22 protein-coding genes are annotated in these 24,043 nt (G+C 62.3%); 9 read left to right on the forward strand and 13 right to left on the reverse strand.

Features of this window, described 5'->3' with window-relative positions; genetic code table 11:
* The first annotated feature begins 25 nt into the window (after nucleotides 1–25).
* The 5 genes from CKW32_RS10600 to CKW32_RS10620 all read left to right on the forward strand — a co-directional run bounded on the left by CKW32_RS10600 (nucleotide 26) and on the right by CKW32_RS10620 (nucleotide 3,569).
* Nucleotides 26–391, forward strand: a complete 366-nt coding sequence (locus CKW32_RS10600) for a cupin domain-containing protein (protein ID WP_032891378.1) — start codon at nucleotides 26–28, stop codon at nucleotides 389–391.
* A gap of 56 nt (nucleotides 392–447) precedes the next feature.
* Nucleotides 448–1,107: a LuxR C-terminal-related transcriptional regulator gene (locus CKW32_RS10605; RefSeq protein ID WP_032891377.1), complete on the forward strand. Its 660-nt coding sequence runs from the start codon at nucleotides 448–450 to the stop codon at nucleotides 1,105–1,107.
* Nucleotides 1,108–1,191: 84 nt separating this feature from the next.
* Entirely contained in the window at nucleotides 1,192–2,013 is an 822-nt protein-coding gene (locus tag CKW32_RS10610) for a molybdenum cofactor biosynthesis F family protein (protein WP_032891374.1), read from the forward strand.
* A complete protein-coding gene (locus tag CKW32_RS10615; protein WP_032891372.1) occupies nucleotides 2,006–2,806 on the forward strand; it encodes an SDR family NAD(P)-dependent oxidoreductase in 801 nt (266 codons plus the stop codon). The genes CKW32_RS10610 and CKW32_RS10615 overlap by 8 nt, the downstream gene beginning before the upstream one ends.
* Nucleotides 2,799–3,569 (forward strand): SDR family oxidoreductase, encoded by a 771-nt coding sequence (locus tag CKW32_RS10620; protein WP_032891370.1) that lies wholly within the window; start codon nucleotides 2,799–2,801, stop codon nucleotides 3,567–3,569. The genes CKW32_RS10615 and CKW32_RS10620 overlap by 8 nt, the downstream gene beginning before the upstream one ends.
* A 62-nt stretch (nucleotides 3,570–3,631) precedes the next feature.
* Here the strand turns inward: CKW32_RS10620 and CKW32_RS10625 are convergent, their stop codons facing one another.
* The 6 genes from CKW32_RS10625 to CKW32_RS10650 form a co-directional block, all read right to left on the reverse strand.
* Nucleotides 3,632–4,231 carry a TetR/AcrR family transcriptional regulator gene (locus CKW32_RS10625; RefSeq protein ID WP_032891369.1) on the reverse strand — a complete coding sequence of 200 codons (600 nt, stop codon included), beginning with the start codon at nucleotides 4,229–4,231 and terminating at the stop codon, nucleotides 3,632–3,634.
* A gap of 15 nt (nucleotides 4,232–4,246) precedes the next feature.
* Nucleotides 4,247–5,209: a transcriptional regulator FeaR gene (gene feaR / locus CKW32_RS10630; RefSeq protein ID WP_095184849.1), complete on the reverse strand. Its 963-nt coding sequence runs from the start codon at nucleotides 5,207–5,209 to the stop codon at nucleotides 4,247–4,249.
* A 118-nt stretch (nucleotides 5,210–5,327) separates the two neighbouring features.
* Complete coding sequence (locus CKW32_RS10635) at nucleotides 5,328–5,912, reverse strand: DUF3156 family protein (RefSeq protein WP_032891510.1); 585 nt, start codon at nucleotides 5,910–5,912, stop codon at nucleotides 5,328–5,330.
* A complete protein-coding gene (locus tag CKW32_RS10640) occupies nucleotides 5,893–7,392 on the reverse strand; it encodes an APC family permease (protein ID WP_095184850.1) in 1,500 nt (499 codons plus the stop codon). The genes CKW32_RS10635 and CKW32_RS10640 overlap by 20 nt, the downstream gene beginning before the upstream one ends.
* 410 nt (nucleotides 7,393–7,802) lie before the next feature.
* A complete protein-coding gene (locus CKW32_RS10645) occupies nucleotides 7,803–8,735 on the reverse strand; it encodes a p-hydroxyphenylacetate 3-hydroxylase reductase component (protein WP_095184851.1) in 933 nt (310 codons plus the stop codon).
* Nucleotides 8,736–8,791: 56 nt separating this feature from the next.
* Nucleotides 8,792–9,961, reverse strand: coding sequence for a p-hydroxyphenylacetate 3-hydroxylase oxygenase component (locus CKW32_RS10650; RefSeq protein ID WP_032891364.1), 1,170 nt, complete (start codon nucleotides 9,959–9,961; stop codon nucleotides 8,792–8,794).
* 263 nt (nucleotides 9,962–10,224) lie between these two features.
* Here CKW32_RS10650 and CKW32_RS10655 point away from each other — a divergent pair, with 263 nt between their 5' ends.
* From CKW32_RS10655 to CKW32_RS10665, 3 genes are all read left to right on the forward strand, one after another.
* Nucleotides 10,225–11,712 (forward strand): aldehyde dehydrogenase family protein, encoded by a 1,488-nt coding sequence (locus tag CKW32_RS10655; protein WP_095184852.1) that lies wholly within the window; start codon nucleotides 10,225–10,227, stop codon nucleotides 11,710–11,712.
* A 137-nt stretch (nucleotides 11,713–11,849) separates the two neighbouring features.
* Nucleotides 11,850–12,911: an aromatic ring-hydroxylating dioxygenase subunit alpha gene (locus CKW32_RS10660; RefSeq protein ID WP_095184853.1), complete on the forward strand. Its 1,062-nt coding sequence runs from the start codon at nucleotides 11,850–11,852 to the stop codon at nucleotides 12,909–12,911.
* A 29-nt stretch (nucleotides 12,912–12,940) separates the two neighbouring features.
* Nucleotides 12,941–13,891, forward strand: a complete 951-nt coding sequence (locus CKW32_RS10665) for a PDR/VanB family oxidoreductase (protein ID WP_095184854.1) — start codon at nucleotides 12,941–12,943, stop codon at nucleotides 13,889–13,891.
* A 5-nt stretch (nucleotides 13,892–13,896) separates the two neighbouring features.
* Here CKW32_RS10665 and CKW32_RS10670 read toward each other — a convergent pair whose 3' ends face one another.
* From CKW32_RS10670 to CKW32_RS10695, 6 genes are all read right to left on the reverse strand, one after another.
* A complete protein-coding gene (locus CKW32_RS10670; protein WP_095184855.1) occupies nucleotides 13,897–14,610 on the reverse strand; it encodes a GntR family transcriptional regulator in 714 nt (237 codons plus the stop codon).
* A 55-nt stretch (nucleotides 14,611–14,665) separates the two neighbouring features.
* Nucleotides 14,666–16,366 carry an acyl-CoA dehydrogenase family protein gene (locus CKW32_RS10675; RefSeq protein ID WP_095184856.1) on the reverse strand — a complete coding sequence of 567 codons (1,701 nt, stop codon included), beginning with the start codon at nucleotides 16,364–16,366 and terminating at the stop codon, nucleotides 14,666–14,668.
* Nucleotides 16,367–16,400: 34 nt separating this feature from the next.
* Complete coding sequence (locus CKW32_RS10680) at nucleotides 16,401–17,642, reverse strand: thiolase family protein (RefSeq protein WP_095184857.1); 1,242 nt, start codon at nucleotides 17,640–17,642, stop codon at nucleotides 16,401–16,403.
* A complete protein-coding gene (locus tag CKW32_RS10685) occupies nucleotides 17,639–19,513 on the reverse strand; it encodes a feruloyl-CoA synthase (protein WP_095184858.1) in 1,875 nt (624 codons plus the stop codon). Before CKW32_RS10685 ends, CKW32_RS10680 begins: the two co-directional genes overlap by 4 nt.
* A 62-nt stretch (nucleotides 19,514–19,575) precedes the next feature.
* The gene (locus tag CKW32_RS10690) at nucleotides 19,576–21,024 is read right to left on the reverse strand and encodes an aldehyde dehydrogenase (RefSeq protein WP_032891356.1); all 1,449 of its coding nucleotides are present in this window, start codon (nucleotides 21,022–21,024) and stop codon (nucleotides 19,576–19,578) included.
* Between the two features lie 76 nt (nucleotides 21,025–21,100).
* Nucleotides 21,101–21,931 (reverse strand): p-hydroxycinnamoyl CoA hydratase/lyase, encoded by an 831-nt coding sequence (locus CKW32_RS10695; protein ID WP_032891354.1) that lies wholly within the window; start codon nucleotides 21,929–21,931, stop codon nucleotides 21,101–21,103.
* 188 nt (nucleotides 21,932–22,119) lie between these two features.
* On the opposite strand from CKW32_RS10695, the gene CKW32_RS10700 reads away from it, so the two are divergent.
* Nucleotides 22,120–22,605, forward strand: a complete 486-nt coding sequence (locus CKW32_RS10700) for a MarR family winged helix-turn-helix transcriptional regulator (protein WP_032891352.1) — start codon at nucleotides 22,120–22,122, stop codon at nucleotides 22,603–22,605.
* Between the two features lie 9 nt (nucleotides 22,606–22,614).
* On the opposite strand, the gene CKW32_RS10705 is transcribed toward CKW32_RS10700, so the two are convergent.
* Nucleotides 22,615–23,931 (reverse strand): OprD family porin, encoded by a 1,317-nt coding sequence (locus CKW32_RS10705; RefSeq protein ID WP_095184859.1) that lies wholly within the window; start codon nucleotides 23,929–23,931, stop codon nucleotides 22,615–22,617.
* Between the last annotated feature and the right edge of the window lie 112 nt (nucleotides 23,932–24,043).

The following is a 24,043-nucleotide window of genomic DNA, read 5'->3' on the forward strand; positions in this document are numbered from 1 at the left end:
CCGTTTCATTCTCAGGAGAACTGCCATGCCCGTTACGACGCTCAAGAAAGACATCCAATTATCGGACCTCGATGCCTGGGGCACCGTCGCCGACCTTGGTTCCGAGATCCTCGAAGGTGAAGTCAACGCCTTCGGCAAAATGACCTTTGGCGCACCGACCGACCCGGTCAGCAGTGCCTATTTCGGCACCACCCAAGGCAAGTTCCGCATGGTCTATCCGTTCGCCGAACAGGCCACCGTGGTCACCGGCGAAGTGGTATTGACCGATGAAAGCACCGGCCAGAGCAGCCGTTACAAAGCCGGCGACAGCTGGTTCGTGACCAAGGGCACGCCGGTGCTGTGGGAGATTGTGAGCGAGAGCTTTGTGAAGCACTATTTCGCGGTTGTTTGATGGCTCTGCCTGCCGGCTTCGGTCGGCAGCATTTTCTCCGGCGCAGGTGACCGACCATGCACGCCATCCCCGCTCAGGAAGTCGCCGGCCATTGCCTGCAGGCTTTCACCCAGCTCGTCCCCGCCAGCCAGGCCGCGTTTTATTGTGTCGATCGCCAACTCCAAGCCCGCGATTTCCAACTGCAAGGCATGAGTGGCGAGATGCACCGCGACTACCTGGACAACTACCGGCAATTCGACCCGTTGCAGCCGCGCAATTGCCTGTCCACCGGGCTGGCCGTGGTGCCGCTGGGTTTGGCCATGGCCCGCCAACCCCAGCGTGACAGCCGCCGCTATCGCGACTTCCTGCAGCGCTACGGTGTAATCGATGTGGTGGAGATCGTTGCCCATCGCGCCGACCAACCCCAGGCGGCCATCTCGTTACTGCGCACTGCCGAACAAGGCGCCTTCACCCCCGACCAATTGGCGCAGCTCACTGCCTTGCAGGCCCTGCTGCAAATGGCAGTGGCCAATATGCAGCCCTGTGAGGATGCATTCGCCGCCTTCACGCCCAAGGAGCGCCAGATCGCGTGGTTATTGCGTCAAGGCGCGAGCAACAAGCAACTGGCCCTGGAACTGGACGTGGGCCTGCCCACCATCAAGACCCACCTGATCCACCTGTTCCGCAAGGCGGGCGTGAGCAGCCGCACCGAACTGGTGGCGGCGCTGTTTCTGTAGCGGGCTCAACCCTTCGGTTGATAGGCGCGCGCCCTGCTCCACCTCATGCTCCGGGTTGTCCATTCAACCCACCGGAGCCATGCAATGACCACCCCATCCGACTGGATCACCGTAGGCGCCCTCGCCGACGGTTTCGCCCCCGCAGCGTTCATCCTGCCCAACCTCGCCGACCTCAACGGCAAAACCTTCACCCTGCACTTTGCCAACGGCTGGCAGATCGAGCATCGCTTTGAAGCCGACGCGCTGCACTGGCACGCCGCCGACGGCCACTCCAGCGGTTCGGCCGCGTACCGTGCTACATCGGTGCGACCGGGGCTGTACCTGGTCGATTTCATCAAACACGAAGCCAGCCAGGCGTGGTCGATCAGCCTGGTGCTGGACACCGCCACCTCGTCGTTCACCGCCGTGATCGGCCGCATGCCGCGCCGCGAGCACACCGAAGAAGGCCTCTACAGCCGCGCCCTGGCCGGCAAAGCGTTGACCTCGGTTGAGGTGGATTTCCTCCACGGCAGCCTGGACCAACCCTGGCAACCCGGCCATTGCCCCCACGCGCCGACCCAGGAGCTGACCGGCTTGCGCAACCTGTACCGCTACAGCCCGAGCGAAGTCTACGAGCACATCTACCTGAACGATCAGTTCTACGCCTGGCAATGCATCAAGGGCGTGGAGCAAGGCCTGTGCGATACCGACCGCTGCCACTACTACAAGATCGCCGACCAGTTGTACCTGTTTGTCTGGCGCGAAAAGATCATCCCGACCTTGGGCCTGGTATTGATCGACCTGCAACAGCACCGAAGCGACGGCAAGATCTTCGGCTATGCCGACGCGTCCTTTGCTGAGCTGTCGAACTTTCCGGTCAGTTCCTACTGCCAGGTACTCAACCGCACGGAGTATCCCGATGCCTGATCCACGCACCGTCGTCATCACGGGCGCCGGCACCGGCATCGGCGCTGCCTGCGCCAGGCTGTACGCCGCCGAAGGGGCCAATCTGGTCCTGATCGGCCGGCGTCGTGAGCCGTTGGAGCAGGTAGCGGCCCAAACCGGTGGCCTGATCCTGGTCGGCGATGCGGCCTGCCCGGACACCTGGGAAGGCTTTATCGCGCAGATTCGCGCGCGCCATGGCCGCCTTGATGTATTGCTGGCGTGTGCCGGTGGGCATGGCGTGGGCAGTGCCAGCCAAACCAGCCCGGCCAGTTGGGAAGCCGCGTTGCGCAGTAACCTGGACAGCGCGTTTTACAGCGCCCGGGCTTGCCTGCCGCTGCTGATCGAAAGCGCCGGCAATATCGTGCTGCTCGGCTCCATCGCCTCCCTGGCCGCCGGGCCTGAAGTCTGCGGCTACACCACCGCCAAGCATGCGCTGCTCGGGCTTAACCGCTCGCTGGCACGGGACTATGGGCCGCGTGGGGTACGGGTAAACGCGGTGTGCCCCGGCTGGGTTACCACGCCGATGGCCGATCAGGAAATGCAGCCGTTGATGGAGGCTTACGGCGACACGTTGCAGCAAGCCTATGTCCGCGTATGCGCCGACGTACCGTTGCGCCGCCCCGCCAGCGCCGACGAAATCGCCAAGGTGTGCCGCTTCCTCGCCAGCCCTGACGCCTCAATCATCACCGGCGCAAGCGTGGTCGCCGACGGCGGTTCGAGCATCGTGGATGTGCCGACGCTGGCCTATGCCCATATGGAGAACGCCCATGCCTGAAGATTTAAATTTCAGCGGCAAAACCGTGCTGGTCACCGGCGGCGCCCAAGGCATCGGCCAGGCCATTGTCGAGGCGTTTGCCTGGCGCGGCGCGCGCGTGATGATCGCCGACCTGCGCCTGGCGCAAGCCCAAGCGCTGGCCGAAGCGCTGCGCGTGCGAGGCTGTCAGGTCGAAGCCATGGAACTTGATCTGGCTGACGCCGCCGCCGTGTTCGACGGTATCAAGGCCATAGACCTGGACTGGGGCCGCCTGGATGTCCTGGTGCACAACGCCGGCTATTTCCCGCTGACACCCTTCGCGCAGATCACCCCCGCCGTCCTGGAACGCACCCTGGCGGTCAACCTCTGCGCATTGTTCTGGCTGACCCAGGCCGCCTTGCCCATGTTTCAGCGCCAGGGCGGTGGCTGTGTGTTGGTCACGTCATCGGTCACCGGGCCACGGGTTGCCTATCCGGGCCTCAGTCACTACGCGGCGTCCAAAGCCGGGGTCAACGGTTTTATCCGCAACACAGCGCTGGAGTTGGCCTGCGACGGAGTGCGGGTCAATGGCGTCGAGCCAGGGATGATCGCCACGCCGGCCATGGGCAATCTGGGCGACGAACAAGTCAACGCAGACATCGCCAGCCGCGTTCCTCTGGGTCGACTCGGCGCCCCGGAAGATATTGCCGCAGCCATGTTGTTTCTGGCGTCTGACCTGGCCGCCTACATCACTGGCCAAACCCTCGTGGTGGATGGCGGATCGACGTTACCTGAGGTGAAATAACCTCTGTGTCTCTGTAAACCGAATCAACTGCGGGAGGGGCTTACCCCCTCCCACAGGTTGATCTAGCGCTCGGCCCTTTCGAGCATCGACAGTGAGTCACCGAACACCCGCGACAACGCCGCTAGGCGTTTGACGTACCCCTGAGCCGTCGAATAAATCAACTCCACATGCAAGCTGTCGACAATCCCCAGATAGGCATCACAAAACACCTCAAGCGCCTCGGGCTCTACCCGGCTGTATCGCCTCCGCGCTGCATGCTGAAAACCCTCGCGTATGCAGGCCAGATACCCCTCGAATCCCGCCGTAATCACGCTGCGAATCCGCGCCGGTGGAAAGTACGCCGTACGCAACAGAAAGCGCAGATGCGCAGAGCCTTCATAGCGGCCGATCAAGCGCTCAAGGTGCAAATAACCCGGCATCCCCGTGTACCCGGCCTCGTCCTGAAAGCACCCAGCGATAGAGTGGTGTTCATGGTCCAGGGCAATCTGGAAGACCGTCTGAAACAGCGCATCCTTGCTCACAAAGTGCGCATACAACGACGCCTTGCGCATACCCGCCCCCACCGCGATATCGTTCAGCGACGAGGCGTCATACCCATGATCGGCAAAGTGTTCGACCGCCACCGCACAAATGTTACTGGCCGACAGGCTGAGCGCTTTCATTGATCGATGGACAACCTACGCCGCACCGACCGCTTGCTGCAGATGGGTCGAACGAAAGTCCTTGGGCGACAGCTCGAATTGCTTCTTGAACGAGCGACTGAAGTGAGCCGAATCGGTGAAGCCCCACTTATAGGCAATCGAGGTGATCGACTCACTCTTGAGGAACGGGTTGGTCAGGTCATCCGCGCTACGCTTGAGCCGCGCCCGCTGGATGTAGCGGCAGACGCTGTCGTCCTGTTCTTCAAACAGGCGGTACAAGTGTCGCACCGAGATGTTCAGCCGATTGGCCAGGCCCAAGGGGCTCAGGCCCGGCTGGGTCAGGGACTCATCAATAACTTTCTGCACATAGCTGCGCAGGTTGCTGCCGTGCAACGAGGCGGTGCTGTCACCTTGGGTGTCATGCGCGTCAAACGCCGAGCCCAGCAAGGAGACAAAAGCCGCCTGCAGTGCCTGCGCCTCTTCCTCTGAATCCTGGCCTTCCAGCCCTTCCCTGCACAGTTGGTCCATCAACACATGGAGCATCCGCCCACAGGCTTTACTCGACGAGATCTTGCCGAAGGTTTTCGAGGCGTTGCCCAGCTGTTTGCACACTGCGTTGCGCGAAAGAGACAGGGATGCATGTTCAATCAGGCCGAAGGGGCTGATCTCGATTGAACCGGTGGAATCCATCAGCAGCATGTCACCGGGGGCCAACTGGATGACCTCGTCGTTCTGGGTGATCTGGCAATAGCCGCTGCGCTGGCTGACGAGGAAGCAATGCTGGTCCATGTCGTGATCGGCGTTGGGCCGTGGGCGCTTGATCAGGCCGGCATTGGTCCGCAGGGAGGCCAGTGAGAGGCAGCCACGGGAGAGCGTGGAGACTTCACCGATGAACAGCGAACGGTTGAAGGCCAGTTCAGTGTCGAAATGGCCACAGGCCGCTCGCAAATCCTGAGTCCAGGTGTCCAATCCAGTGTGCGCAGATTGATAGGTGCTCATGGCAACTCCACAGTGGCTTCTTGTTTTTGTTGGCCAATAGTTAACATGTTATCTATATAGGCGCAACAAGTACGTAGTGCTGACTGTGGAAGCAGTAATGATGCCAAGTCGCCAAAAATCAGAGCGCGCCCAGCACCCGGTGTAACCCCGCCAGAACATCGAACAAAGCCCCTCGCTGCGCGCCGCTCAAGGCGATGTAGCGACGAAACGCTGGCATGCGGTTGACCACTTCGCTGCCGCCCATATGTTCAAGCCGAACGTGCCACTGCTGGCCGTCCAGTGCGATGCACAGGCGCTTGAAGTCCAGCGCCATCAACGCTTGATGCAGGGCTTGATCCTGCGTCAACGCAGCCTCAAGCCTGGACAGCAAGCTCGGCGTACCAGCGCGTTGCCGACATGCCAGCCCCGTGCGCCGAATTGACCCGCGGTGGTGCAGCTCGAAGCGTGCATTGCCCTGCTCTGAGGCGGGCACGTTGACCATGAATTCGGTCATGACCAAGTGCATCAGCAACTGCGATTCGGTGCGCTCGCCAACCGCCACCTGCACGTCGCTATCGCCCAGACCGAACACTGCGCTTGTCGGCCCCGTCGAGGTAAAACTCGCCAGGCCAAGGTTGCGTCGCAGGTACTCAAGCGTGACGCCGGGACGATAACCGGCCGGGGCACGTTTGGCACTGAACAGCTCAGACAGCTTTTGCAGCATGCTCGATATACCCAGGGTGAGGGTTGCCAGGCTCATGGGAAAACTCCTTGGCCAGCACGTCTTCTACCGACGCGGGCTTGAATGGATTGACCTTCTGCACCACCAGTGTCCAGAACAGCGCATAGCTCGCGGTGATCCCAAGCATCACGCCAAACGGCACATAAATGTCGGCGGGGTTCATGCCCGGTGGGGTGATGAACCACATGCCCAGCAAGATGCCGACGCTGGACAGGATCTGCGGCAACGGGAAAAACGGCGAGCGATAGGCCCGTGGCAGATCAGGGCGACGAATCCGCAGGATCACCACCGACAGCGTCACCAGCAGGTAGGAGAAACTCCACGCACACACCGCCGCCAGCACCAGGTGCATGATGTTATCGGTGTTGCCACCCAGCCACAGGGCATACAGGCACGGGATCAGCATCGCCACGAGGATGCACAGCAGCGGCGTCTTGAAGCGCGGGTGCAAGTAGGTGAACACCTTGGGCAACGCACCGTCCACCGCCATGCCATAGAGAATCCGCGGTACACCGGCCATTAACGTGTTGATGGTGGCGGCGCCCGCGAACAGAAAACCGATCCCCAGCCACAGCGGGCCTACCTGGCCCATGACCTGCTCGGCAAACTTGGGAATCGCCATCGGCGTGTCGAGCAGGTGCACGCCCGACGCGGCGTCCAGCAGCACGTTTTCGACCTGGCGCTTCATCGCCGCGCCATAGATAAACATGCAGGTTGCCACGCTCAGCAATCCAAGAATCATCGCCTTGGGCATGACCTTGGCCGAATTGCGAAGGTCCGGGGCCAACGGTGTAACGAACTCGCAACCGACGAACATGAACATGGCCATGCCCACCAGCGACAGAATGGTGATCAGGTCGGTACCCACCAGCGACACACCAAACCAGCCCTCCAGCTGCACCGCCGGTGCGGCGATCAGGCCCATCGCGCCAAACACCATCAACGTGGTCCACATGCCGAAGGTCAGGATGATCTCGGCCCGGCCAAAGGCACTGACGCCGAAAGCATTGAGAATGCCGAACACCACCACGAACCCGACCCCCAGCAACCAGGAACCGCCGGCCGACTCCGCCAGGGTATTGAGGTGCTCGAAGTTCACCAGGGCCATGACCCCGGACAGAATGGTCTCGGCCGTGCCCGCGAACACGTGCACGATCAGGTACGCCGACAAAGTGCCGGTGATAGCGAAGAATCGACCCATGCCGCAATTGATGTAGTCGTAGACCGAACCGGTGGTCGGCAGGATCGAAGCCGCCTCGGCAAAGGTAGTCGCCTGGGCCAGCATCATTACCACTGCGATCAGCATGGCCACCGCAAAGGCGCTGCCGCCGATCCCGAAACCCATGGTCGCGGTAAGAATCACCGGGCTGGCCATGATCAGGCCAATGGTGCTGGCCAGCGCGGTTGGAAAGCCGACGCTGCCTCGTTTCAAATGCTGCGTGAGCCGGTCATTGATCGACATGGTGCGGATCCTCGAAAGCGGATTTCTTAGTGGATGCATCGAGCCCTACAGGGAGCCGGCGATAACGCCCTCCCCAACCAGTCCCTGATCAAAACGGCATCGAGCGAAATCACTGTGCGCCCATGACCTATCGAGCGTCTTGCCCATGTCTGCCGTCACTTTTGTTGCTGCCTGCCACGGGCAAAGTAAACAGATAACTCAAATTGATCAGGTGTAACACCCATAAAATGTGGGAGGGAGCTTGCCCCCGATAGCGGTGGATCAGCCATCACATCAGTGACTGACACACTGCCATCGGGGGCAAGCCCCCTCCCACATTTGACCGACTGCGTCTGCGCGCTCGGTGAACGGCTCACCACCTATAGCGCCAGCCGTGCAACATTTCAGATCGGCTTACACTCACCCGCCCATCAGCATTGGCTGATCAACTGCTTAAGCACGGCCTTGAACGTTTCGACCTGAGCTTGGCTGAACTCGGCAAACACCTTTTCCTGCTGCTCCCGTGCAATCGCCCACAGATCTTCGGTTTGCTCGACACCGGCAGCGGTCAGATGCACGCCCTGCTCATCATCATCCACCAACCCCTTGCGCTTGAGGTTGGCCACCGCGTCATCGATCTCCCGCACCGGCATCGCGACTTCCCGCAGCAGGTCGCCGGGGCTCAGGCGGGCGTCGTTCTCCAGCACCATCAACATCCGCGCCTCGTTGGTGCGCAGGCCGGTTGACAGCTGTCGGGGTTGGTAGCTGGATTGATAGGCGCGCACCGCCTGGGTCATCAAGTAGTAGAGGTTGTGGCGCAGGCGCCCTTGGAAATGGCTGCTCGGCGGCTGGTTTTCGTCACGCTTGGTCATGCGGGTATGGGGCAAGACCATGGAATAGGCGCCCTGATGGTAGAGCAGCGGCGCACGGCCAAAATCGTCGAAGGCCACCACCTTGCCGATCATGATCCAGTGATCGCCGCCGTCCACTTGTTGGTAGTTCTCGCAGTGAAAGCGCGCCGCACAATCGGCAAATACTGGCGCGCCACCCTCTCCCGGTTCGTATTCGATCTCAGCGAAGCGATCGTCCTTGGGCCGCGCAAAATTGTTCGACAGGTCGATCTGGTCCGCCGCCAGCACGTTGACGGCGAAATGGCTGGCCTGCTCGAACACCTCATGGCTGTTGGAGCGTTTGTCGATGCTCCACAGCACCAGCGGTGGGTCAAGGGACACCGAATTAAAGCTGTTGGCGGTAACGCCCACCTTGCGCCCGGAGGCGTCAGCGGCGGTGACCACGGTGACGCCCGTGGCGAAGTTGCCCAGGGCGCGGCGAAAGGCCCGTGGATCGAAGGTCGATTCAGACATGCAAAACTCCCGGACTGCGTCATGCGCAGCCCCTATTGTTGTTTTCAAAAGCGGGTTCAGATCATGCTCGGATCGGGCTCCAGGCCCATCAGCTCACGCCCGAGGATCTGTGCACAGACGTCGTAGTCGGTGTAGGCATGGGCGCCGGTCATGTGCGAATCGCGGAACAGGCGCTGCATCTCGTTATGTTCAAACCAGGCATTGCCGCCAGCGGCTTCGAACAGGCGGTCCACCGCCTGGATGCACATCTTGGTGGCGTAGGCTTGGTTGGTGCGCCAGAACGCCAGGGTTTCGCGGCTTGGGTAGCGTTGCTGCTCACTGTGCTCGGCGTGTTCGGCCCAGGTCTTTTCCAGGAACGCTCGCGCGGCACCCACCTGGTGCGTCGACTCGGCCAGCCGCATCAGCGCCGGGGTGGCGGCACCGACTGCGGCACCGGTGTAGGCGCGTACTCGCGTTTTGGTCTTCTCGCGGAACACTTCCAGCATCCGCTCGGCGACGCCCAGGCTCACGGTTGAAAAACCGCTGGCGAAATAGGGTCGATACGGCGAGTAGAACACCTTGCTGTCGGGGTACAAGCCGAAGCCTGCGGACTTGCCTTCCATCATGTCCTTGGCCTTCTGGATGCGGTGCTCCGGCACCCTGGCCTTGTCGATGATCAAGGTCTTGGTGCCGCTGCCTTTCATGCCCGCCGCAAACCAGTCATCGCGGATCTGATAGTCACTGCGCGGCAGCACCGCAAAGCAGTAATCCTGAGTGCCCTCGGCATTGGGCCGACGGAATCCGACAATCGCCCATTCGGCGTGATCGCAGCCGCTGCTCCAACCCATCTCACCGCTGAACAGCACGCCACCCTCGACCTCTTCGGTGCGACCGAACGGCGCGATACTGCTGCTGGCCGTGGCATTCGGGTCCAGTCCCCAGACTTCCTGCTGCAACTGGGCAGAAAACAGTGCCAGTTGATGGCTGTGCGTACACAGCAGGCTCATGGCCCAGGCCGTGCTGGCGCAGGCTCCGGCGAGCAACGCGATGCAGTCGGCAAACTGTGGCAGCGACAACTCCATGCCACCGAACGCTTTGGGCTGGAACGCACGGTGCAGGCCGATGCCTTTGAGCAGCGCAATATTCTCGGCGGGCACCTTGCGATCCTGCTCGGCTTGGAAGGCATTGGCGGCAATGGTCGGCAAGACAGACTTGAGGTCTTCGAGGAGCGGGTTTGGCTTTTTCATGGATGGCCCTGCTTATTATTGGATGTCCGGGCAACCCCAAAAAGCGAGGCGTGGCGCCGGATGCAGGGCCAGTATGGAGCGCAGTTTGCCGGCCGAACATGCACCTTCCAGAGTCAAGATTGTACTTTTCAAAGGCTCAGAGTGATCCGTCGCGCACAGGTGTTGGCAGCCACAGACATGCCACTCGGCAGCCAGAGTCAAGCCCGTTCCGGCCACTGCAATTAACCTCGGGCTTTTCAATGTCTGCCACCAGGAAAAACCCCATGAGCGATATTCCACTGCTGCCCCAGGTTGAAGCCTTCCTCGGTCGAAACCATACGTTGTTCATCGACGGTGGCTACGTCGAGAGCCATTCGAGCCAGCGGTTGGAGGTAATCAACCCGGCGACCGGCCAGGTCATCGCCGATGTCGTCGACGCCGACCAGGCCGACATCGACGCAGCCGTGGCGTCGGCGAGCCGAGGCTTCAAGCAGTGGTCGCAGGTCGCACCGGCGGTGCGCGGCAATGTACTGCTCAAGCTGGCCGACCTGCTGGAGCAACACCGCGAAGAACTGGCACAGATCGAAACCTGCCAGTCGGGGAAGATCATCCAGATTTCCCGTGCTTTCGAAGTCGACCAGGCCGCGCATTTTTTGCGTTATTACGCTGGATGGGCTACCAAGATCAGCGGCCAGACCATCACCCCGTCGCTGCCCTCCTTCGCCGGCGAGCGCTACACCGCGTTCACCCTGCGCGAGCCGGTCGGGGTGGTGGTCGGCATCGTGCCGTGGAATTTCTCGACCATGATCGCCATCTGGAAACTCGCCTCGGCGCTGGTGACCGGTTGCAGCATCATCATCAAGCCCAGCGAGTTCACGCCGCTGACCATCCTGCGCATCGCCGAGCTGGCGATTGACGCCGGCCTTCCCGCCGGTGCGCTGAACGTATTGACCGGCGGCGGCAGCGTAGGCAAAGGCCTGATCGAACACCCCGGCACCGACAAGGTGTCGTTCACCGGCTCCGTGCCGACCGGGATTGCGGTGGGCCAGAGTGCCATGGGCGCCGGACTGACCCGGGCCACCCTTGAGCTGGGCGGGAAAAACTCGGCCGGGTTCCTGTGCGATGTGGACCTGGACAAGGCCGTCAACGGCATCATCGAAGCGGGCTTTTTGCACTCCGGGCAAATCTGCGCCGCCGCCGAACGCTTCTTTGTGCACCGTTCGCAGATCGAAGCGGTCATGGACAAACTGGCCCAGCGCCTGAGCGCGCTGAACATCGGCTCGCCCCTGGATGAGCGCACCGAATTCGGCCCGGTCACCAACCGCCAGCACCAACTCAAACTCGGCGAGTTCTTCGCCAAAGCCCGCGCCGAAAACAACAGCATCATTCACGGGGGAAACCTGATCGACCGTCCTGGCTGTTACGTCGAACCGACGATCATCCTCGCCAACAACGTCAACGACACCCTGCTCAACGAAGAGACCTTCGGCCCCATTGCCACGTTCTTGCCGTACGACAGCGAAGAAGAACTGCTGGCCTTGATGAACAACACGCCCTACGGCTTGAGCGCCAGCCTCTGGACAAACGACTTGGGCAAGGCCCTGCGCATGGTGCCCGCCATCGAGGCTGGCACGGTGTGGGTGAACATGCACACGATGCTCGACCCGGCGGTGCCGTTTGGCGGCAACAAATCCTCGGGGATAGGTCGGGAGTTCGGCAGTGCGTTCATCGATGACTACACCGAGCTGAAGTCGGTGATGATTCGCTACTGAAAACACTTTATTGGATCCACTAGAGCATATCGACCGATAATCGCCCAACAAAATATCAATACAAGATTGACTCTCCATCCTACGGCCCATTTAATGGATCCATTAAATAAAAATAATCCGTTGCCTGGAGAGTCATCATGTACCCCAAGAACACGTGGTATGTCGCCTGCACCCCCGATGAAATCGCGCACAAACCCCTGGGTCGTCAGATCTGCGGCGAAAAAATGGTGTTTTATCGTGGCCAGGAAGGCGCCGTGGTGGCGGTCGAGGACTTCTGCCCCCATCGCGGTGCGCCGCTGTCGCTGGGTTATGTCGAGAACGGCAACCTGGTCTGCGGCTACCACGGCCTTGTCATGGGCGGCGACGGCAAGACCGTGGAAATGCCCGGTCAGCGGGTACGCGGCTTTCCGTGCAACAAAATCTTTGCCGCGGTTGAACGCTACGGCTTCATTTGGGTGTGGCCCGGCGATCAGGCCCAGGCCGACCCGGCGCTGATCCACCACTTGGAATGGGCCGTGAGTGACCAATGGGCCTATGGCGGCGGGCTGTTTGACATCCAGTGCGACTACCGTCTGATGATCGACAACCTGATGGACCTGACCCACGAAACCTACGTGCACGCCTCCAGCATCGGCCAGAAGGAAATCGACGAAGCGCCGCCCGTGACCACGGTGGACGGCGATGAGGTCGTCACTGCCCGGCACATGGAAAACATCATGGCCCCGCCGTTCTGGCGCATGGCCTTGCGTGGCAACAACCTGGCCGACGATGTGCCGGTAGACCGCTGGCAGATCTGCCGCTTCACCCCGCCCAGCCATGTGCTGATCGAGGTCGGCGTGGCCCACGCCGGCAAGGGTGGCTATAACGCCGCCCCCGAGCATAAGGCTGCGAGCATTGTGGTCGACTTCATCACCCCGCAAACCGAGACCTCGATCTGGTACTTCTGGGGCATGGCGCGCAACTTCAACCCCCACGATGAGGCACTGACCGCAAGCATTCGCGAGGGCCAGGGCAAGATTTTCAGCGAAGACCTGGAAATGCTCGAACGCCAGCAACAGAACCTGCTGGCCCATCCGCAGCGCAACCTGCTCAAGTTGAATATCGACGCGGGTGGCGTGCAGTCACGCAAGATCCTGGAGCGACTGATTGCCAAGGAACGCGCCCTCGAACCGCAACTGATCGCCACCACCACCGCCTGAACAGCACGACAACTTTGCGAGGACTGAACATGATCGATGTGGTGGTGGTATCCCGTAACAACGAAGCCCAGGACATTTGCAGCTATGAACTGGCCAGTGTCGATGGCCAGCCGCTGCCGGCCTTCAGTGCCGGCGCGCATATTGACGTGCACCTGCCCGATGGGGTGATCCGGCAATATTCCCTGTGCAATCACCCCGAAGAACGTCATCGCTACCTGATCGGCGTGCTCAAGGACCCGGCCTCCCGGGGTGGCTCGCGCAGCTTGCACGAGCAGGTTCATGAGGGCGCACACCTGACCATCAGCGAACCCCGCAACCTATTTCCCTTAGTCCACTACGCGCGTCGCAGCCTGCTGTTTGCCGGTGGCATCGGCATCACTCCGATCCTGTGCATGGCCGAACGCCTGGCCCATGCGGGGGCCGACTTCGAACTGCATTACTGCGCCCGCGCCAGCGAGCGTGCGGCGTTTGTGCAGCGACTCAAGGCGTCGCCGTTTGCCGAGCGAGTGTTCCTGCATTTCGATGAGCAGCCGCACACGGCCTTGAATGCTGCCGAGGTGCTGGCGGCGCCCGCCGACGACGTACACCTGTATGTCTGCGGCCCTGGCGGGTTCATGCAGCATGTACTTGACAGCGCACGCGCACAGGGTTGGCAGGAAGACCGCCTGCACCGCGAATACTTTAGTGCGGCACCGGTGGACAGCAGCCTCGACGGCGGCTTTTCGGTGAAGCTCGGCAGCAGCGGCCAGGTCTTCGAAATTCCCGCCGACAAGACCGTGGTCCAGGTCCTGGAAAGCCACGGTATCGAGATTGCGGTGTCCTGCGAACAGGGGATTTGCGGCACCTGCCTGACCCGCGTACTGGAAGGCATACCGGAGCATCGCGATCTGTTTCTCACCGAGCAGGAGCAGGCGCTGAATGATCAGTTCACGCCCTGCTGTTCGCGGGCGAAAACGCCCTTGCTGGTACTCGATATCTAACCGGGTTACGACGCGGGCAGGATCACCTTCATGCGCGCGTCGGCGGTGGCTGAACTGAAAATCTCGGCATAGCGCAGGGTCGCGTTGGCATGCTCGCGCATGATGGCTTCGGCCCGTGCGCCCTGGCGATTGACCAGGGCGTCGAAGACCGAGTGATGCTGCATATGGGCATAGTTGAAGCGTCGGTACTCGCGGGCCATGTCCTCGCGATCCACCGCCAGCGCGGTCACCGAGGCGAACGGCAAGTGATCATTGCGCGCAAGCGCGTCGGCGATCGCCGGGTTGTGGCTGCCTTCGACGATGACCTGGTGAAAGCGCATGTTCAGGTCGTGATAGACCTCAAGGTCGTCTTCGGTCACGTAACCCTTTTCGAACAGTTGATCGCCCTCGACCAGGCAGCGCTCCAGCGCGGCGCGGGCCTCGTTGGATAACCCAAGCTCCGCGGTTTGACGCGCGGCCAGGCCTTCGAGCACGCCGCGCACTTCAACCGCGCCGGCAATGTCGCTGGGGCTGACCGAACGCACCTGATAACCGCGCCCGCCAAACGGCACCAGCAGTCCTTCTTGTTCAAGGGTACGAAAAGCCATGCGCACGGGCATGCGCGACACGCCGAACAACTGCGCCGTGGGAATTTCCATCAGCCGCTCGCCCGCCGCCAACTCCCCGCTGGCAATCATCTTGCGCAGTGCAACCAGCACCAATTGACCGGGCTTACTCATCCAGGCAACTTCCAGAAAACGTGGGTCGCCATAGTACCGCAAGCCTCTGCCGCCGTCAGACGAATGCCAGTGCCGCCCGCGCCCCGTCTATCGCGCCCAAGTGCTGGGCCAGTCTTGATGGCAGGTAATCAAAAAAGAAACCGGCGCTTTGCAGCTTGGCGGCGCGCAACGGATCCCCTTCGGGCAATGCCCTGGACACCCGTGCCGCCCGCGCCCAGGCAAAGGCCAGCAGCGCAACGCCACACAGCTGGAGGAAATCCGGCGCAGCGCGATACGGGTATTCGCTGTCTTCCAGGGAGCGTTCGCGGATGGCACTCACCACCGTGTCCAAGGTATCGCATAGGCTGCCAAGTGCCCGGGAGAAGGCCGCGCATTCGACGAACTCGCTGCCCTGCCCGGCCTCTGCACGCAACTCGCCCAGCAGCAGGCCGAACACCCGACCGTCATCCCCAAGCACCTTGCGCAGCAATAGGTCATTGGCCTGGATCTCATTGCTGCCCTCGTAGATCATCGCGATGCGACTGTCGCGCAGGGTTTGCTCGATGGCGAACTCGGCGACGTAACCGTAACCGCCGAAGACCTGCAAGGCATTGCTGGCCTGGCGGAAGCCCTGTTCAGTGAAAAACGCCTTGATGATAGGGGTCAGCAACGGCGCCAATGGGTCGTCCCGATCCAGCAGGTGCGCCGCCCAGTAACCGATAGCGCGCATGCCCTCGCTGGTGGTGCGCAGCTCCAGCAATACACGCCGCATGGCCGGGTGATTGCGGATCGGATCGGCCGCCTGGGCCGCCACTTCTTCAGGCCTGATCGGTGCGCGCATCTGCACACGTTCGGCGGCGTATTGGCGGGCGTTCTGCCACGCCGCCTCGGCATGCCCCAGGCCTTGCAGGCCCACGTGCAGGCGCGCCGAATTCATCATCACAAACATCGCCGCCAGGCCGCGATTGGCCTCGCCGATCAGCCAGCCCTGGGCAGCTTCGAACGTCAGCGAACAGGTGGCGCTGCCCTTGATGCCCATCTTGTGCTCAAGACCGTCACAGCGCACGCCATTGACGTGGCCGTCGTCCAATCGCTTGGGCACCAGAAACAGGGAAATACCGCGACTGCCGGGCGGCGCATCGGGCAGGCGCGCCAGCACCAGGTGCAGGATGTTGGCCGTGAGGTCGTGCTCGCCACCGGAGATAAACAGCTTGCTGCCGCTCAGGCGATAACTGCCATCCGACTGGGGTTCGGCGCGACAGCGCAGCAAGCCGACGTCGCTGCCGGCCTGGGGCTCGGTCAGGCACATGGTGGGCAAGGCCTGGCCGCTGACGATTTCAGGCAAGTAGCGCGCCTGCAACCACTGCTCGGCGTGGGTCTTGAGGCACAGGTAGGCGCCATGGGCGATGCCGGTGTACATGGCCCAGGCGTGGTTGCTGGCGTAGAGCATTTCTTGCAACGCCGCGTCGAGCAATTGCGGCAAGCCCTGCCCGCCCACTGCCTCGGCGCACGCCAGCCCTGGCCAGCCACCGTCCACATAGGCCTGGTAAGCCTCGACAAAACCATCCGGGGTGCTGACCTGCCCCGCCTGCCAACGGCAGCCCTGACGATCACCTTGACTGTTCAGCGGCGCCAGCACGCCCTGACTGAAGCGTGCAGCCTCCTCCAGCACCTGCATCGCCAGGGACAGGTCCAAGGCCTGCCATGCAGAGGGCGCCTGCAGCCAATGCTCCAGGACAAATTGCATATCGCGCAGGGGCGCCTCATAGCTCCACATCGGGACACCTCATCATCGAATAAAACGTGTGTGTTCAAGCGCGCCAGTCAGGGTTCTCGATCAGCAGCACCATGCCCTGCCCGCCGCCCACGCACGCAGCAGCAATGCCGTAGCGCAGATTGTGCTGACGCAGTTGCCGGGCCAGGCTCATGACCAGGCGCAGACCGCTGGCAGCCAAAGGGTGCCCCAGCGCAAGGGAGCCGCCCTGGACGTTGAGCCGGGTGCTGTCCAGCTCCAGCTCCTGGGCCACAGCGAGTACCTGGGCCGACTGCGCTTCGTTGATCTCGAAACGGCCGATATCGCTCAGGTTCAACCCGCTGCGGTGCAGCAACAGACGGATCGCCGGTGCCGGGCCGATGCCCATGAATTCGGGGGCCACGCCGACCACCGCGCTGGCCACCAACCGGGCCAGGGCCGGGCGCGTGCAGTCTGAAGCGCGTCCCACCAACGCGGCCGCCGCACCATCGACCACCGCACAACTATTACCGGCGGTCTGCACCCCATCCGCATGCACGGCGCGCAAACGCGCGAGTGCCTCAAGGTCAGTGGGCCGTGGGTGACTGTCCTCGGTCACCGCAGCGGCGCGACGTGCCAGGGTGAGGCGTCGGGGTTGATAACCGTCAAGTTCGAACACCTGGTTATCGACGCTGACGATCTCTTGCGCCCAGGCCCCCTCACGCTGCGCCTGCAACGCACGCTGATGGCTGTCACAGGCATACCGGTCCACCGCCTCGCGGCTCAGGCCATAACGGCGCGCCAGGTTATCGGCGGTGGCGATCATGTCCAGGCCGGGAGCCGGGTCGTACAGTGCCTCCCACAGAAAATCCTTGAATTGCACCTCGCCTCCCAGGCGAAACCCGCCCCGGTGGGTGTAAGCAGCAATCGGATTGCGCGACATGGATTCAGCCGCCACGCACAGGGCCAGTTGCACCTCGTCGCGCAGTTGTTCAGCGGCCTGGCGCAACAGCTCGAAACCGGTGGCGCAGATGCGCTGCACCCCCAGCGCCGGGACTGATTGCGCCACACCGCTGTACAACCCGATATGCCGTGGCAGCAAGTAGGCATCGAAGCTGGCCTGGGCCATGGAACCCGCCAACACGCTGTCCACCGCCTGCGGATCGATACCGGCCCGCGCCAGCACTTCACGGCCGACCTTGATCCCCAGGTCGATGGGCGAGACCTGGGACAGCGCACCACCGAGGTCGACCCACGGCGTGCGCACCGCCTCGAAAATCGCCGCGTCGGCAAACGCTGAATACTGCCCTGCGCCGCTCAAGGCTTGGGCCCGGCGCGCAGGATGGTCGGGTCTTCACCGCGATACAACGCCTCGACCTTGGCCGCGCGCCACTGCAGTACCGCCCGCTGGTTGATCGAACCTTTATCGGTGATTTCCCCACGGTCGATGGACGCGGGTTCGTCGAGCACGGCAATCCATTCCAGGCGACTGGCATTACCGGTGGCGTCGCGATTAAGGCGTTGCAACCAATCGCCGAACCATTGGCGCACCGGCTCGCTGGCCAATACCTGGGCGTCGCTGGCGTCGCCGCTCAAACCCGCCAAACGGCGGCATTCGTAGGTTCTGGGGAACACCAGCGCCCCCAGGCATTCGCGGTCCGGCGCGGCAATGACCAGGTCTTGCACGTAGGGCGAGCCTTCCAGTACCGCGCGATTGCGCAACGGGCCAACGCTGACAAACACCCCGGAAGACAGCTTGAAGTCTTCGGCAATGCGCCCGTCGAACATCAGCCCCAATTGCGGCTGGTGGGGATCGGCGAGTTTGATCGCGTCTCCGGAACAGTAGAAACCCTGGTCATCGAACACCTCGGCGGTTTGCTCGGGAGCGCGCCAGTAACCCGGCATGATGTGCGGCCCGCGAAAGCGCCCTTCGAACTTGCCATCCACCGGCACCAGTCGCACTTCGCATCCCGGCGCGGGCAAGCCGATATAACCGGCCATGGACAACGGCCCAGTGGTGAACGTGCAGGACGGCGCGGCTTCGGTCATGCCCAGCCCGGCCATCATGCGGATGCGCTCACCGCAGTGCAGCTCGGCCACGCGGTCGAGGCGATCCCAGATGCTCTGTGACAGGCCCGCAGCGGCAAAGAAGAACAGTGTCATCCGCGCAAAAAAGCGCTCGCGCAACTCGGCATCCTGCTCCAGGGCGCTGACCAGCTCTTCCCAGCCTTTGGGAACGGTCAGGTAGGCCGTTGGCGAAATTTCCTTGAGGTTGCGCAGGGTCTCGGCAAAGCCCTGGACCGTGGGTTTGCCGTCGTCGAGGTAAAAAGTGCCGCCGTTATAGAGCACGATGCCGACGTTGTGGCTGCCGCCAAAGGTGTGATTCCAAGGTAGCCAGTCCACCAGCACCGGCGGTTCCTCGCCGAACACCGGAAAGGTCTGCAACAGCATTTGCTGGTTGGCGCAGAGCATGCGTTGAGTGGTGATCACCGCCTTGGGCAGTTTGGTCGAGCCCGAAGTGAAGAGGAACTTGGCAATGCTGTCCGGGCCGGTGGCGTCAAACGCCGCTTCAGCCTCGGCGCCACTCGGCGTTTGAAGCAGGCTGTCGAAGCTCACCCGAGTGCGCCCAGGCACTTCACCGCGCACACTGATCAACGGCGTTTCGGCGGGCAACACCGCCTCGATTGCGCGCTGGTAGGCGGCCGCATCGCTGACGAACACCAGCCCCGGTTGCAGCAGGCCACACACATGCCGCAGCTTGGCGAAATCCTGGGACAGCAGCGAATACGCGGGCGATACCGGGCAATACGGAATACCGGCATACATGGCGCCCAGCGCCACCTGCAAATGCTCGATATCGTTGCCCGACAACAATGCCAGCGGCTTGTCCGCCGACAGTCCGTAACTCAACAGGCCTTGGGCAATAGAGCGCACGCTGTCGAGCATCTCCCTGTAGCTCACGCGGCGCCAGTCACCACCGCCCTGGCGTGCGGCGATAAACGTCTGCTCGGGGCGCACCCGGGCCCAATGCACAAGGCGATCGAGCAAGCGCGCAGGCAACTCGGCCAACGGCTCCAGGGAACGCATATGCAGCACGCCCTGCTCTTCGGTGACCTGCACCGGTGCGTGGCCGATGGACACTTCGCGGTATCGCGACGCGGACTGGGGTTGCGGTCTGAATTCGGAACTCACAAGGACGTCCTCCATCAAGGCGAATCAACGCCGCCTTGTTATTGTTATGTCGCAGCGCCTGCTCAGATCGGGTAGTGCCGTGGCCCGTTCTGCAAGGTCACCCAGCGCAGTTGCGTGAAGTGTTCAATGGAGGCCTTGCCGCCAAAACTGCCGTAGCCGCTGGACTTGACCCCACCGAAGGGCATCTGCGCTTCGTCGTGCACGGTCGGGCCGTTGATATGGCAAATGCCCGATTCGACCCGCTGTGCCAGGGCCAGGGCACGGCCGGTGTCCCGGCTGAAAATCGCCGCCGACAGGCCGAACTCCGAATCGTTGGCCAGGCGCAGCAAGGCTTCATCGCCGTCACCGCGCAACAGCACCGCCACCGGACCGAAGGACTCTTCGCGGTACAAACGCATGTCTTCGGTAACGCCATCGATCAGCGTCGGTTGCAGGATGCTGCCGTCCAGTTGCCCTCCGGCCACCAGCCGCGCGCCTTTGCCCAGCGCATCGTCGATCAGGGCCTTAATGCGCGTACCGGCGCTGGCGTCCACCAGGGAACCCAGTACCGAGTCCGCCGCCGTGGGATCACCGGCGCGCAGGGTCGCGACCTTGGCCGCCAGCTTGGCGACAAAGGCATCGGCGACCTTGGCGTCGACAATCAGGCGCTCGGTGGACATGCAGATCTGCCCTTGGTTGAAGTAAGCGCCAAAGGCTGCTGCCGATACGGCGGCGTCCAGGTCGGCGTCGTCCAGCACCAGCAACGGCGCCTTGCCGCCCAGTTCCAGCAAGGCCGGCTTGAGGTGACGGGCCGAGAGTTCACCGACAATCCGCCCGACATGGGTCGAGCCGGTGAAGTTGACCCGACGCACCGCCGGGTTGGCGATCAGCCGTTCGACAATTGCCGCCGCATCCGCCGGGGCGTTGCTGATGACGTTGACCACGCCATCGCCCAGGCCGGCGTCCTGCAGCACCTGGCCAATCAGGCGGTGCACTGCCGGGCTCAGTTCCGAGGCTTTGAGCACCACGGTATTGCCGCAGGCGAGCGGCATGGCAATGGCGCGGGTAGCGAGGATCACCGGAGCATTCCACGGCGCGATGCCCAGCACCACGCCGCAGGGCTGACGCAGGGCCATGGCGAAGCTGCCAGGCACATCGGAAGGGATCACGTCGCCGGTGATCTGGGTAGTCATCGAAGCCGCTTCGCGCAGGATATTGGCCGCCAGGCGCACGTTAAAGCCATACCAGTTGGCCATGGCGCCGGTCTCGCCGGCGGCCGCGATAAATTCGTCGCTGCGCGCCTGCAACTGCTCGGCAGCCTTGAGCAGCCGGGTACGGCGTTCGTTGGGCGCCAGCGCCGCCCACGCGGGGAACGCAGTTTGGGCAGCGGCCACGGCGGCGTCAGCATCTTCCAGAGTGGCAGCGGCGACCCGCGAGACCACTTCACCGGTCACCGGGTTGCGACGCTCAAAGGTTCGACCGTCGCGCGCGGGGCACGACTGGCCGCCGATCAACAGGGGCACGTCCAGCATGGTGATTCCTCTTTATTGTCTTTATCGGGAATACGTTCAAGCAGGGTAAAACGGTGCGGCCCGCAGGCCGCATCCTTCAGCGTTTATACGCCTGCAGACCAGGCTTGATGCTCTTGTCGTCGAGGAATTGCTTCATGCCCTGCTCGCGACCGCCTTCGGTGTCGAGCAGGCGCGATTGGTCGAGCTTGGCGTAAAGGTAATCTTCGTTCTGCTCCCAGGTCAGCTCGCGGCAACGCTTGAAGCCATGCTTGGCGGCACGCAGCACCACCGGGTTTTTCTCCAGCAGGTTGCGCGCCAGGTCAATGGTGACTTCACGCAGTTGCGCCAGCGGCACGCTTTCGTTAACCAGGCCCATTTCAGCGGCTTTCTGCCCGCCGAAGGTCTTGCCGGTCATGATGTAGTACAGCGATTGGCGATGGCCCACGGTGTCGGCCATGGCCTTGCTGACCAGGTTTCCAGGCGGGATGCCCCAGTTGATTTCCGAGAGGCCGAAGGTGGCTTCGTCGGCGCAGATCGCCAAGTCGCACGCTACCAGAGGGCTGAAGCCGCCGCCGAAGCACCAGCCGTTGACCATGGCGATGGTCGGCTTGGCGTACATGCGCAGCAGTTTCCATTGCCATTGGGAGGCTTCGCGGCGGATTTTTTCCTGGAGGATTTCCGGGCCGGCATCCACTTCGCGGAAGTATTCCTTGAGGTCCATGCCGGCGGTCCAGGCCTCACCGGCTCCGGTCAGTACCAGCACACCGGCGGCGGGATCCTGTTCCAGGGTTTCCAGCACGTCGATCATTTCCCGGTTCAGGGTCGGGCTCATGGCGTTGCGCTTTTCGGGGCGATTGAGAATGACCCACGCGATACCTTCCTCAATCTCAACCTTGACGGTGGTCCAGCGGCCTTCGTAATTGCTCATGGCGGTGTGCTCTTGTTCTGGGTTTGAAGATGATTCGAAATTAAACCGCAAATATAGTTATGTCAATTAACTATTAATCTGAATAACCAATATTTAACGACTGTGAAAAACCGTCGTAGCCACAGCGCGCCAACCCCGGCAAACTAGATAGCCTTGTTAACCGCTACCTTCTGAGGATTGCACTGCTAATGGCCAAGCCTTCCAACATCGCCACCAGCCAGGCCCTGCCCGACCATGACGAGGTACAGCCGCCGCTGGATTCAGCCCTGGACGATCTGATCGGTTATGCCATGCGCCGCGCCCAGCTCAAGCTGTTCCAGAACCTGATCGGCCGACTGTCCGACCACGACCTGCGCCCCGCACAGTTCTCGGCCCTGGCGATCATCGAGCAAAACCCCGGCCTGATGCAGGCCGACCTCGCCCGCGCCCTGGCAATCGAACCGCCCCAGGTCGTGCCGTTGCTGAACAAGCTGGAAAGCCGCGCCCTCGCCGTGCGCGTGCGCTGCAAACCCGACAAGCGCTCTTATGGGATTTTCCTGAGCAAACCGGGCGAAATCCTGCTCAAGTCCCTCAAGGACATTGCCGCGCAGAGCGACCTGGACGCCACCGCAGCCCTGGACGTCGAGGAACGTGCAGAGCTGCTGCGCTTGCTCAAGAAGGTGTATCAGGACTGATCCCGCGATCTACCACAGCGCCACGGTGTAGAGCACCAGGAAGCGGGTCTGGTTTTCATCGCGAAAGGCCGCGCCGCCTGGGAAGTCGTTGCGGTAGATCGACTTGCGTGCCATCAGCCCGACGTTTTTCAGCGGGCCGCTTTGGATCACGTAACCCAACTCCATCTGGAACTCACGTTCCTTGCGGTCCTCGGCATTGAACGCCGCCAACTCGATGTTATCGCCGCGCACATAACGCAGCCGGCCCTTCAGGCCCGGCATGCCGGATGCGGCAAAGTCATAGTCGTAAATGGCCTGCCAGGTGCGCTCCTTGGCGTTGAGAAAATCCGAACTCATGGTCAGTTCGCTCATGCCCATCAGCTCCGTACCGGAGATATAGGGCGTGGCAGTGTCGCCGCTGGAATGCATGTAACCCAGGCTGACGCGGTGCCCACCCAAGCGGTAGGCAAACAGCGCCGAGAGGTTACGGTTATCCACGTCCCCAGCCTTGGCACTGCCGTCCTCGCGGCTGAAGAAACTGCGCAGGTCGCTGGTGAATACCCCATCGCCCAACGGCAGGTTGTGCAGCAACGCCAGGGTGTCCTGCTGGTAAAGGTCCGCCACTTGGGAGTGATAGACGCGCAGGCTGAGGTCTTTATTGACTTGGTAATCCCCGCCGACATACGCCAGGTGTGAGGTGGTAGCCGTCGCATTGAACCGCCGGTTGGGCGATGCGATGGTCATGGCCTGGTAGTCAGTGGAATCACGCTTGTTGATACGGTCGATATAGCCCGTGTTCAGGGTCAGCCCGTCGATGTCCTTGGAGCTCAAGGTGGTGCCCCGAAAGGTCTGGGGCAGCAGGCGGGACGGGCTGGCGAAGGCGAATGGCAGGAAGATTGACACGTCACCGGCCTTCACCGTGGTTTGTGCAAGCCGCAATTTGGCGGTGGGCGCCAGGCGTGAGTATTCATCGGCGGCACGCTTGTCGCTGGCCGACACCGGCAATAGCTCGGTGCCGCTGCGGTCCGGCGACGAGTCGAGTTTGCCCCCCATCAGCCCACGCACATCCAGGCCAAAGCCTACGACGCCAGGGGTGTACCCAGACTCCAGGTTGAGCATGAACGCCTGGGCCCATTCTCGCGCGGCGGTCTTGGCGCCGTCGTCCTTGTAGTCACGGTCCAGGTAGTAATTGCGCAGCGTCAGGGTGCCGTGGCTGTCGTCGATGAACCCCGCCGCCCACAGCGGAGTGGGCAGGATGCTGAACATCAGCAGTGCACTGATCAGGCGTGGAGTGCTGTTCGACACACAGCAGGCCGCCGCGACGGCGTCCGTGGGGAGTTTTGGCATGTTCGATGTCCATTTTTTGTTGTTGTTTTTGGGGGTGGCACAGGCGTGGCCCAGTGGGCTTCGCGGACAGAGAATGGAAACAGCTGGAGCCCTTCGTCAACCGCCACTGACC

The organism is Pseudomonas sp. Irchel 3H9, assembly GCF_900187495.1.
Taxonomy (GTDB): Bacteria; Pseudomonadota; Gammaproteobacteria; order Pseudomonadales; family Pseudomonadaceae; genus Aquipseudomonas; species Aquipseudomonas sivasensis.

Coding starts and splice junctions, on each gene's coding strand:
- CKW32_RS10615 (WP_032891372.1), top strand. CDS start 2,006: ATGCCTGATCCACGCACCGTCGTCATCACGGGCGCCGGCACCGGCATC.
- CKW32_RS10665 (WP_095184854.1), top strand. CDS start 12,941: ATGATCGATGTGGTGGTGGTATCCCGTAACAACGAAGCCCAGGACATT.
- CKW32_RS10610 (WP_032891374.1), top strand. CDS start 1,192: ATGACCACCCCATCCGACTGGATCACCGTAGGCGCCCTCGCCGACGGT.
- CKW32_RS10620 (WP_032891370.1), top strand. CDS start 2,799: ATGCCTGAAGATTTAAATTTCAGCGGCAAAACCGTGCTGGTCACCGGC.
- feaR (WP_095184849.1), bottom strand. CDS start 5,209: ATGAGCACCTATCAATCTGCGCACACTGGATTGGACACCTGGACTCAG.
- CKW32_RS10700 (WP_032891352.1), top strand. CDS start 22,120: ATGGCCAAGCCTTCCAACATCGCCACCAGCCAGGCCCTGCCCGACCAT.
- CKW32_RS10670 (WP_095184855.1), bottom strand. CDS start 14,610: ATGAGTAAGCCCGGTCAATTGGTGCTGGTTGCACTGCGCAAGATGATT.
- CKW32_RS10660 (WP_095184853.1), top strand. CDS start 11,850: ATGTACCCCAAGAACACGTGGTATGTCGCCTGCACCCCCGATGAAATC.
- CKW32_RS10690 (WP_032891356.1), bottom strand. CDS start 21,024: ATGCTGGACGTGCCCCTGTTGATCGGCGGCCAGTCGTGCCCCGCGCGC.
- CKW32_RS10645 (WP_095184851.1), bottom strand. CDS start 8,735: ATGTCTGAATCGACCTTCGATCCACGGGCCTTTCGCCGCGCCCTGGGC.
- CKW32_RS10675 (WP_095184856.1), bottom strand. CDS start 16,366: ATGTGGAGCTATGAGGCGCCCCTGCGCGATATGCAATTTGTCCTGGAG.
- CKW32_RS10650 (WP_032891364.1), bottom strand. CDS start 9,961: ATGAAAAAGCCAAACCCGCTCCTCGAAGACCTCAAGTCTGTCTTGCCG.
- CKW32_RS10635 (WP_032891510.1), bottom strand. CDS start 5,912: ATGCTGCAAAAGCTGTCTGAGCTGTTCAGTGCCAAACGTGCCCCGGCC.
- CKW32_RS10655 (WP_095184852.1), top strand. CDS start 10,225: ATGAGCGATATTCCACTGCTGCCCCAGGTTGAAGCCTTCCTCGGTCGA.
- CKW32_RS10640 (WP_095184850.1), bottom strand. CDS start 7,392: ATGTCGATCAATGACCGGCTCACGCAGCATTTGAAACGAGGCAGCGTC.
- CKW32_RS10695 (WP_032891354.1), bottom strand. CDS start 21,931: ATGAGCAATTACGAAGGCCGCTGGACCACCGTCAAGGTTGAGATTGAG.
- CKW32_RS10600 (WP_032891378.1), top strand. CDS start 26: ATGCCCGTTACGACGCTCAAGAAAGACATCCAATTATCGGACCTCGAT.
- CKW32_RS10705 (WP_095184859.1), bottom strand. CDS start 23,931: ATGCCAAAACTCCCCACGGACGCCGTCGCGGCGGCCTGCTGTGTGTCG.
- CKW32_RS10625 (WP_032891369.1), bottom strand. CDS start 4,231: ATGAAAGCGCTCAGCCTGTCGGCCAGTAACATTTGTGCGGTGGCGGTC.
- CKW32_RS10605 (WP_032891377.1), top strand. CDS start 448: ATGCACGCCATCCCCGCTCAGGAAGTCGCCGGCCATTGCCTGCAGGCT.